The sequence below is a fragment of the Streptomyces sp. NPDC087215 genome, from assembly GCF_044744885.1.
GTDB lineage: Bacteria > Actinomycetota > Actinomycetes > Streptomycetales > Streptomycetaceae > Streptomyces.
In genome coordinates this window covers 336090-345367 of the sequence record NZ_JBIUZD010000005.1, presented here as the reverse complement: position 1 = coordinate 345367, position 9278 = coordinate 336090, and the positions used below count along the sequence as shown (strand labels likewise).

Annotated in this window: 9 protein-coding genes; 3 read left to right on the top strand and 6 right to left on the bottom strand. The window is 71.6% G+C overall.

What is annotated here, in order from left to right:
* Positions 1 to 15: 15 nt before the first annotated feature.
* Entirely contained in the window at positions 16 to 801 is a 786-nt protein-coding gene (nagB, locus tag ACIO92_RS16880) for a glucosamine-6-phosphate deaminase (protein ID WP_366440240.1), read from the bottom strand.
* Between the two features lie 667 nt (positions 802 to 1468).
* Between nagB and ACIO92_RS16875 the strand changes: the two genes are divergently transcribed.
* Positions 1469 to 2935 (top strand): sensor histidine kinase, encoded by a 1467-nt coding sequence (locus ACIO92_RS16875; RefSeq protein ID WP_401236889.1) that lies wholly within the window; start codon positions 1469 to 1471, stop codon positions 2933 to 2935.
* 218 nt (positions 2936 to 3153) lie between these two features.
* Here ACIO92_RS16875 and ACIO92_RS16870 read toward each other — a convergent pair whose 3' ends face one another.
* Both ACIO92_RS16870 and ACIO92_RS16865 read right to left on the bottom strand, forming a co-directional pair.
* Positions 3154 to 3411 carry a WhiB family transcriptional regulator gene (locus ACIO92_RS16870; protein WP_003953983.1) on the bottom strand — a complete coding sequence of 86 codons (258 nt, stop codon included), beginning with the start codon at positions 3409 to 3411 and terminating at the stop codon, positions 3154 to 3156.
* A gap of 318 nt (positions 3412 to 3729) precedes the next feature.
* Positions 3730 to 4698, bottom strand: a complete 969-nt coding sequence (locus tag ACIO92_RS16865; RefSeq protein ID WP_366440242.1) for a diacylglycerol kinase family protein — start codon at positions 4696 to 4698, stop codon at positions 3730 to 3732.
* A gap of 107 nt (positions 4699 to 4805) precedes the next feature.
* On the opposite strand from ACIO92_RS16865, the gene ACIO92_RS16860 reads away from it, so the two are divergent.
* A complete protein-coding gene (locus ACIO92_RS16860) occupies positions 4806 to 5222 on the top strand; it encodes a hypothetical protein (RefSeq protein ID WP_366440243.1) in 417 nt (138 codons plus the stop codon).
* 162 nt (positions 5223 to 5384) lie between these two features.
* On the opposite strand, the gene ACIO92_RS16855 is transcribed toward ACIO92_RS16860, so the two are convergent.
* From ACIO92_RS16855 to ACIO92_RS16845, 3 genes are all read right to left on the bottom strand, one after another.
* Positions 5385 to 6404 carry an RNA polymerase sigma factor SigF gene (locus tag ACIO92_RS16855; protein WP_401236892.1) on the bottom strand — a complete coding sequence of 340 codons (1020 nt, stop codon included), beginning with the start codon at positions 6402 to 6404 and terminating at the stop codon, positions 5385 to 5387.
* Positions 6401 to 6814 carry an anti-sigma regulatory factor gene (locus ACIO92_RS16850; RefSeq protein ID WP_351781772.1) on the bottom strand — a complete coding sequence of 138 codons (414 nt, stop codon included), beginning with the start codon at positions 6812 to 6814 and terminating at the stop codon, positions 6401 to 6403. The genes ACIO92_RS16855 and ACIO92_RS16850 overlap by 4 nt, the downstream gene beginning before the upstream one ends.
* A gap of 560 nt (positions 6815 to 7374) precedes the next feature.
* Positions 7375 to 7635: a UBP-type zinc finger domain-containing protein gene (locus tag ACIO92_RS16845; protein WP_351781774.1), complete on the bottom strand. Its 261-nt coding sequence runs from the start codon at positions 7633 to 7635 to the stop codon at positions 7375 to 7377.
* A 39-nt stretch (positions 7636 to 7674) separates the two neighbouring features.
* On the opposite strand from ACIO92_RS16845, the gene ACIO92_RS16840 reads away from it, so the two are divergent.
* Positions 7675 to 9270: a Na+/H+ antiporter gene (locus ACIO92_RS16840; protein WP_366440245.1), complete on the top strand. Its 1596-nt coding sequence runs from the start codon at positions 7675 to 7677 to the stop codon at positions 9268 to 9270.
* Positions 9271 to 9278 lie beyond the last annotated feature (8 nt).

The window sequence follows — 9278 nt, the reverse complement described above, 5'->3', positions numbered from 1 at the left end:
CGGGTCACGGGCGGCTCAGATGCCCTGCCAGGCGGGCTTGTTGGCGAAGGTGTGGCGGAAGTAGTCCGCGAGCTTCAGCTTGGAGGCGGCGGCCTCGTCCACCACGACCGTGGCGTGCGGGTGCAGCTGGAGCGCGGAGGCGGGCACGAGCGCCGCCACGGGCCCCTCGACGGTCTGCGCCACGGCCTCGGCCTTGCCCTCGCCGGTGGCCAGCAGCACCAGGTGGCGGGCCTCCAGGATGGTGCCGATGCCCTGGGTGATGACGTGGTGCGGCACCTGCTCGATGTCGTTGTCGAAGAAGCGGGCGTTGTCCACGCGGGTCTGCTCGGTGAGCGTCTTGATCCGGGTGCGGGAGGCGAGCGAGGAGCACGGCTCGTTGAAGCCGATGTGCCCGTCGGTGCCGATGCCGAGGATCTGGAGGTCCACGCCACCGGCCTCGGCCAGCGCCTTGTCATAGGCCTCGCAGGCGGCCAGGACGTCCTCGGCGGAGCCGTCGGGGCCCATGAAGGCGTCCTCGGAGAGCCCGAGCGGCTCGACGACCTGGCGCAGCACCGTGGAGCGGTACGACTCCGGGTGGCCCGAGGGCAGCCCGACGTACTCGTCCAGCTGGGCGATCCGGGCCCGGGAGGCGTCGACCGAACCGGCCAGGACCTGGGCGGTCAGGGCGTCGTAGATGGGCAGCGGAGTCGAGCCCGTGGCCACGCCGAGCAGCGCGTCGGGCTTGCGGCGCAGGAGGTCGGCGATGCCGTCCGCGATGAGTTCCCCGCCCGCCTTGGCGTCCTTGACGATGACAACTTCCACGCTGTGCCTGCCGATCTGGTGAGGGGCTGGTGAGGGACCGTGTGGTATAGACCAATCTAAGGACAAATCTAGCAGAGGAGGGGCCTTCCCCTCTTGCCGTTCCGCCCCCCGGACGCCCCCGCCGTCCATCGTCGGCCGCCCCGCTCCCCCCGGCCACTCGAACCCCGGGGGCCGCACGGGAGGGCTCGTGGAGGCGGCGCGCGGGGGAGGGGCCCCTGGGGTCCCCGTAAGGCCGGAGAAGGCGCGACCGGGGCCCTGCGGCCCCTCCGGAGGGCCTGCGGCCCAGGAGGTCGGGCCCTCCCGCCGACCGGCCCCGGGCCCCGCCCGTCCGGTCACCGGCCCCGGAAACACCCGCGGGCCGCGGCGCCCGACGGGACCCTCAGCCCGTCCGGCACCGCAGCCCGGAGTTTGCTCCGGCCGGGGGTGTGCGGTCCCTCGGCCGTCATGGGAGGTCTCGGCGCGGTCAGGGCAGAGAGCGCCGGGTACCTCGTTCCGTCCTCCTGTGCGGGGAGGACGGAGGCTCTGATGCGTTCATTGTGGACTAGACCATTCTTGTCTGTCCATCCACAGGAGCGCGGTCTTTCCCGGCCCATCCTCCAGCACGGGGCCCGGGAGATCCAGGTTCACCGCCCGTTTGCTCCACGGGTACGCTCGCACCGTGCCCTCCATGAACGACCTCGTGCGCCAGCACACCGCCCTGAGCGACTCCGACCTCGAGTGGCTCCACCTGCTGGTGTCGGAGTGGCAGCTGCTCTCCGACCTCTCCTTCGCCGACCTCGTCCTGTGGGTGCCCACCCTCGACGGCACGCGGTACGTCTCCGTCGCCCAGATGCGGCCGAACACCGGCCCCACCTCCTACCAGGACGACATGGTCGGACATCTGGTGCCGCGCGGCCGGCGCCCGCTCCTCGACGCCGCCCTCGACGAGGGCCGGATCGTCCGCGAGGGGGACCCGGAGTGGCGCGAGGAGGTGCCCGTGAGGGTCGAGTCCATCCCCGTGCGGAGGGAGGGCCGGGTCCTCGGCGTCATCGCCCGCAACACCAATCTGCTCACCGTCCGCACCCCCTCCCGGCTGGAGCTGACCTACCTCCAGTCGGCCTCCGACCTCGCGCAGATGATCGCCGCCGGAACCTTCCCCTTCCCCGGCGAGCAGGTCGACATGGACTCCTCGCCCCGGGCGGGCGACGGACTCGTCCGCATGGACGCCGAGGGCATCGTCCAGTACGCCTCGCCCAACGCCCTCTCCGCGTACCACCGGCTCGGCCTCGCCGCCGACCTGGTCGGCCAGCACCTCGGCCAGATCACGGCCGAACTGGCCCCCTCCCGGGGCCCGGTGGACGAGGCGCTGGTCACGCTGGCCTCGGGGTACGCGCCCCGTGAGTTCGAGGTCGAGGGCAACAGCGGGGTGATCCAGCTGCGGGCCATCCCGCTCAAGCCCAAGGGCACCCGGATCGGTTCGCTCGTCCTGCTCCGGGACGTCACCGAACTGCGCCGCCGCGAGCGCGAGTTGATCACCAAGGACGCCACCATCCGGGAGATCCACCACCGGGTGAAGAACAACCTCCAGACGGTGGCGGCCCTGTTGCGCCTCCAGTCGCGCCGGATGGACTCGGCCCAGGGCCGAGAGGCCCTCGACGAGGCCGTGCGGCGCGTCGGTTCGATCGCGATCGTCCATGAGACGCTGTCTCAGAACCTGGACGAGCGCGTCGAGTTCGACGAGATCGCCGACCGGGTGATCGCGATGGTCGCCGAGATCTCCCCGGGCCCGATCAGCTGCCGACGGAACGGGCGTTTCGGCATTCTCGACGCCGAGGTGGCGACCCCGCTCTCCATGGTCCTCACCGAGATCCTGCAGAACGCCCTGGAGCACGCGTTCGCGCCCGGGGACGAGGGCGCCGTCGAAGTCACCGCCGTACGGGGTGAGTCCAGGGCCGACGCCCGGCTTCTGATCACCGTTCAGGACGACGGTCGGGGACTGCCCGAGGGATTCGACCCCAAGCGCGCCGGAAATCTCGGTCTGCAGATCGTACGAACCCTGGTGGAAGGGGAGTTGGGCGGTTCCTTCGACATGCTGCCGGGTTCCGGACGCGGCACGAAGGTCGTTCTCGACATTCCCGTGCGCCCGCAGAAGTGAGACGAGCGATCAAGTGACCGCCCGTGACGGAGAGTTCCGTCACGGGCGGTGAAGTTCTGGTCACCGAAAACCGGTCGGTGAAAAGCAGCGAGCCCCGGACCGAATTCACTTCGGTCCGGGGCTCGAATGCTGTGTGGGTTAATGCTGCGCGCTGCGGCTCAAGTGCGGTGAATGCATACGCGATGTATGCGCCGCTCGCCTCAGGCTGTCGGTGGGCGTCAGGCGCTGGCGTTACGCGCCCGGTTGCGAGCGGCACGGCGCTTCATCGCGCGGCGCTCGTCCTCGCTGAGGCCACCCCAGACGCCGGAGTCCTGGCCGGACTCGAGCGCCCACTGCAGGCACTGCTCCATGACGGGGCAGCGGCGGCAGACGGCCTTGGCTTCCTCGATCTGCAGCAGCGCAGGACCGGTGTTGCCGATGGGGAAGAACAGCTCGGGGTCTTCCTCACGACAAACGGCGTTGTGACGCCAGTCCATGGCTGCTACCTCTCTTGGTATTACGTGCGGATTGCTTGTGAATGTGAACGCTTTCACGAATCCCCCCGCAAGGGAAGGGCCGACTGCCAGGTGAACTGGTGTGGTCCTAAGACTTGAGGAGGGGTTCTGGCTCTCAGTGGAGGCTGGTGTTGCGGGCCGTCCCGATCGCCAAGAAGAGACTCGCAAACCTCGGCAGCGGATACAACCCCTTCCGGAAAGTTTTTTTTGATTCCTCGGTGTCGGCTAGGTCACAGCCGTACTTCTAAGGGGTGGATGCGCGCCTAAACGTTCGAGTGAAAGGACTTTGGGCCCTTCCACTCACACAATCACACGCAGTGCATGGCGTACGCCTGTGAACGTCACGCTCGTACGCAGTCCCAGGTGGTCTCCGTCCATCTGGAGGGGGAGCGGGACCTTCGAATGCAAGGTGAAGTCGGTGAGGTCGTGCAGCGTCACGGCGTGCTTGCCGCGAGGGCCCCGTTCCGGGGTGGAAGTGAGCAGCTGGGTGGCGTATCGGGCCACCGCCGGAGTGGACAGACGGCGCAGTCCGAGCACGTCGAGCGCGGTTTCGAAGGAAGCCTCCGGGGACGCGTACACCGGGCGATTGCCCAGGTAGGTCCAGGGGGAGGTGTTGCAGATTATGGAGAGGACCAGGTCCTCGACCGGCTCCGTGCCGGGGCGCTCCAGGGTGATCGTCCCGTGCCTGCGGTTCGGCTCCTCCAGGAACTGCCGCACCACCTGGCGGATGTAGAGCGCGTGCGTCGATCTCTTTCCGCGTTCCCGCTGCTGTTCGACCCGGCCGATGACGCTCGCGTCGAATCCGAGGCCGGCGCAGAAGGTGAACCAGCGGGAGGGGACGGACTCGTCGTCCGTGCCGGGCGTTCCCGAGGCGAGCCCGAGGCTCACCGTCCGTGCCCGTCGCTCACGCAGCGCGTCCAGCAGGGCGCCGGTGGCCTCCACGGCGTCGTTCGGCAGTCCGAGGGCGCGGGCGAAGACGTTCGTCGAGCCGCCGGGGACGACCGCGAGGCTCGGGAGCCGGTCCGGATCGGGCCCGCCGTGCAGCAGTCCGTTGACGACCTCGTTCACCGTGCCGTCGCCGCCGAGCGCCACCACGAGGTCGATGTTCCCGGAGTCGGCGGCCCGTCTGCCCAGGTCGCGCGCGTGCCCCCGGTACTCGGTGGTGATCGCCTCCAGCTTCATCTCGCTCGCGAGCGCGTGGATGAGTACGTCACGGGTGCGGGCACTGGTGGTGGTGGCTGCCGGATTGACCACGAGAAGTGCGCGCATGAGCGCCAGGGTACCTACCCGGCGGTACCGGTCCCAGCCCGGCCCGATCCGTGGACGCCCTCGCCCGGTCTCCGCCGCCCGGCGGCGGCCCCGCTACCCTGCCCTGTATGAGCAGCACGGAGCAGACCCACCGACCTTCCCGCGTCACCGCCGCCGCGGCCGTGGCGGGCGCCGAGGGCGCCGGGCTCGTCGGCGGGGGCCTCTTCCTGCTGGCGCACGCCCTGACCTCGGACTCCGGCGACCTGCCCGGCGGCATCGTGGGCGCCCTGACCGTCGTCGCGCTCGGCCTGATCCCGCTCGTCGCGGCCCGTGGACTGTGGCTGCTCCGGTCCTGGAGCCGGGGCCCGGCCGTGATCACCCAGCTCCTCGCCCTGCCGGTCGCCTGGCAGATGCTCCAGACCCCGGGGGTGATCCCGGCCGGGATCGTCGTCGCCGCCCTGGCCGTCACCGGTCTGGTCCTTCTGGTGAGCCGGTCCACCACCGCGTCCCTCGGCATCCGCCGCCCCGGCCAGGACACCGCGTAACTGTCCGGCGGCAAGGCGGCAAGGCGGCAAGGCGGCAAGGCGAGGCCGGCAGGTCTGGGGCCGGTACCGGGGTGCGCACCCGACGGGTCCATCGGGTCCGGCCGGTGCGCCGGACCCGGCCTTCGGTGCGCGGCCCCGCCGGTGAGCGGGAGCCGCCCCGTCCTACTCCTCCACCAGAAGCTTCTCCCGCAGTTGTGCCAGGGTCCGCGCGAGCAGCCGGGAGACGTGCATCTGGGAGATGCCCACCTCCTGCGCGATCTGCGACTGGGTCATGTTCCCGAAGAAGCGCAGCAGCAGGATCCGCTTCTCCCGAGGGGGCAGGTCCTCCAGGAGCGGCTTCAGGGACTCCCGGTACTCGACACCCTCCAGGGCCTCGTCCTCGGAACCGAGCGTGTCCGCGACCGCGGGCGACTCGTCGTCCGTGTCGGGCACGTCCAGGGAGAGCGTCGAGTAGGCGTTCGCCGACTCAAGGCCCTCCAGGACCTCCTCCTCCGAGATCCCCAGCCGCTCCGCCAGCTCGTGCACGGTCGGCGAGCGGCCGTGCTGCTGGGAGAGCTCCGCGGTCGCCGTGGTCAGCGAGAGCCGCAGCTCCTGGAGGCGGCGCGGCACCCGGACCGCCCAGCCCTTGTCGCGGAAGTGCCGTTTGATCTCCCCGACGACCGTCGGGGTCGCGTACGTGGAGAACTCGACACCGCGCTCCGGGTCGAACCGGTCGACCGACTTGATCAGGCCGATCGTGGCCACTTGTGTCAGGTCGTCCAGCGGCTCGCCCCGGTTGCGGAAGCGCCGGGCCAGGTGCTCCACCAGCGGCAGGTGCATCCGGACCAGCCGGTTGCGCAGCTCCGCCTTCTCGGGGGAGCCCTCCGGCAGCTCGCGCAGGGTGACGAAGAGGGCGCGGGCGCCGCTCCGGTCGTGCCGGTCCCGGGCGGCGGGGGCGGCGGAGCCGTCGGCGTCGTCGCCCTCCTCGGCGTCGTCACCGTCCTCCGTCTTCTCCGCCGGGGTGCCCGTCTCCCGCGCCGGTTCCGCGTCCGCGGGGGCCCGCGGGACCTCGGAGACGCCCGGTGTCTCGGGAACCTCGTGGTGCTGCTCGTGCTCGCTCATCTGGTCCGCCCGCTCCGTAGCGACCTCATGCGGCCGCGCCTGCTGCTCAGGGATGCCGGCCGTCGCGTCCCCGCTCCTCACGCCGGGCCTGGCCCCGCGCCGCGCTGTTTGTAGAGGCTGATCGAGACCGTGCGGTCCTCCGCCACCGACGACTCCACCTTCCCGGCCAGTGCCGAGAGCACCGTCCAGGCGAAGGTGTCCCGCTCGGGCGCACGGCCGTCCGTCGTCGGGGCGGAGACCGTCACGTCGAGGGCGTCGTCGACCAGCCGGAAGACACAGCTGAGGACGGACCCCGGCACGGCCTGCTGGAGCAGGATGGCGCAGGCCTCGTCGACGGCGATCCGCAGGTCCTCGATCTCGTCGAGGGTGAAGTCCAAGCGCGCCGCGAGACCGGCCGTGGCCGTACGCAGCACGGACAGATAGGCACCCGCAGCGGGCAGCCGGACTTCCACGAAGTCCTGGGTCCCGGGTTCGCCTGTGATCTGGGACACCCTCACCTCCAAGGTGGCACAAGCTCATTCGGGGTCCGGGGAAAGGGCCCCCGAACCGGGCGGTACGCAGGGGCTGCGCAGTCCGCCGTGACGCTATCGCGATCCGTCCCGCCGTGTCGCCGTGAGCCCCGCCTCCCCCTGTGACCGGCCATCACCCATGGTAGGCCCATGGGTGCGGACGGTGGGCGGAGGCCTGTGGAAAACCGGAAACGGGCGACCGGCGGAGGGGTGACGTACCCAGCCCGGAGCCGGGCGAACCTTCGGAGCCCGGAATCACCGGAGGCCGTGCGGCCGTGATCCCGGGTGGTACGGCTCCGATCCCGGGCGGTACGGCCCCGGTCGCGCCGGGAACGACCGGCCCGGCGGCCCTCCGGGCCCACCGACCGGCTCCCCGGGCCCACCGACCGGTTTTCCGGACCTGCCCCGGGCCGCCCACCGGCTCCTGGACCGGTCCCGGCCCGGGAGCGACCGGCCCTGCCAGGGTCCTCGGACTCCGACCGGCCCCGGTACCGCCTCGGCCGGACCGGTCCTCCCCGCCCCGGCGCCGGTCCTTCCCGCCCTCAGACGATCGCGCTGTCGACGAAGCACCAGCGCCAGGACTCGCCCGGCTCGAAGGTCCGCATCACCGGGTGTCCGGTCGCGCCGAAGTGCCCCGTCGCGTGCCGCCCCACGGAGGAGTCGCAGCAGCCGACGTGCCCGCAGCTCAGGCAGAGCCGCAGCTGCACCGGATGCGTCCCGGCGGCCAGGCACTCGGGGCAGGTGGCGGCCAGCGGCGCCGGTTCGGGGCGCGGCATTTCGGCAACGTGCGGGCACTCGCTCATGATGGCCAGGTTACGTTGCGGCACGGGACAAGGACGGGCATGGACGCACTGCAGCTGGTGGCACTGGTGGCGGCGAGCGCCGCGGTCGCGGGGCTCGCGCGCAGGACCCCGGTGCCCGCGCCGCTGCTCCTGGTCGCGGTCGGCCTCGCCGCCTCGTACGTCCCGGGGGTGCCCGACTACACCCTCGACCCGCACATCGTGCTGCCGCTGATCCTGCCCCCGCTCCTCTACACCGCCGCCGTCGACTCCTCGTACCTCGACCTGCGGGCCAACGTCCGGCCCGTCGCGCTGCTCTCCGTCGGGTACGTGCTGTTCGCCACGGTGGCCGTGGGCTGGCTCGCGTACGTCCTCGTCCCCGACCTGCCGCTGACCGCCGCCCTCGTGCTGGGCGCGGTCGTCGCCCCGCCGGACGCGGTCGCCGCCACCGCCATCGCCCGCAAGCTCGGCCTGCCCAACCGCATCACCACGATCCTCCAGGGCGAGTCCCTGGTGAACGACGCCACCGCCATCACCGCGTACAAGGTCGCCCTCGCGGCGGCCGTCGGCGAGGGCGTGAGCTGGGCCGGAGGTCTCGGCGAGTTCGCCCTCGCGGCCCTCGGCGGCATCGGTGTCGGCCTGGTCCTCATGCTCCCGATCCACTGGCTGCGCCGGAACCTGGGCGACTCCCTCCTCCAGAACACCCTCTCCCTCCTCATCCCCTTCGTCGCCTACGCGGCGGCCGAGGAGGTCGGCGCCTCCGGGGTCCTCGCCGTCGTCGTGGTCGGCCTCTTCCTGGGCCACCGCGCCTGGCAGGTCGACTTCGCGACCCGGCTCCAGGAGGAGGCGGTGTGGAAGATGGTCGCCTTCGTCCTGGAGTCCGCCGTCTTCGCGCTGATCGGCCTCCAGCTGCCGTACGTCGTCCAGAGCCTCGGGCAGTACGGCGTCGGCGAGGCGGCGGGATACGCGGCGGGAGTCTTCGTCGCGGTGGTCCTCGTCCGCTTCGTCTGGGTCTACCCGGCGACTTTCCTGCCCCGGCTCTCCGCCCGCGTCCGGGAACGCGAGCCGGGGGTGGACTGGCGGGCTCCGCTCGTCGTCGGCTGGGCGGGTATGCGCGGGGTGGTCTCCCTCGCCATCGCCTTCTCCATCCCGGTCGCCGTGGCCGGGGAGGAGTTCCCGGCCCGCAACCTCGTCCTCTTCCTCACCTTCACCACCGTCATCGGCACGCTCGTGGTGCAGGGCCTCACCCTGCCGCCCCTCATCCGCCTCCTGAAGCTGCCCGGCCGGGACCGGTACGCGGAGACCCTCGCGGAGGCACAGGCCCAGAGCGAGGCCTCGCAGGCCGCCGAGGAACGTCTCGACGCGCTCCTCGCCGACGAGCGCAACGCCCTGCCGCAGCCCCTCGCCGACCGGCTGCGGACCGTCCTCGAACGGCGCCGCAACGCGGTCTGGGAACGGCTCGGCGCCGTCAACGCCGTCACCGGGGAGACCGTGGACGACACCTACCGGAGACTCTCGCGGGAGATGATCGACGCCGAGCGCGAGGTATTCGTACAACTGCGCGATGCGCGCCGGATCGACGACGAGATGATGCGCACCCTGCTCCGCAGGCTCGATCTGGAGGAGGCCGCCGCCTACCGCGAGGAACTCGACGACTGAGAGCCGGG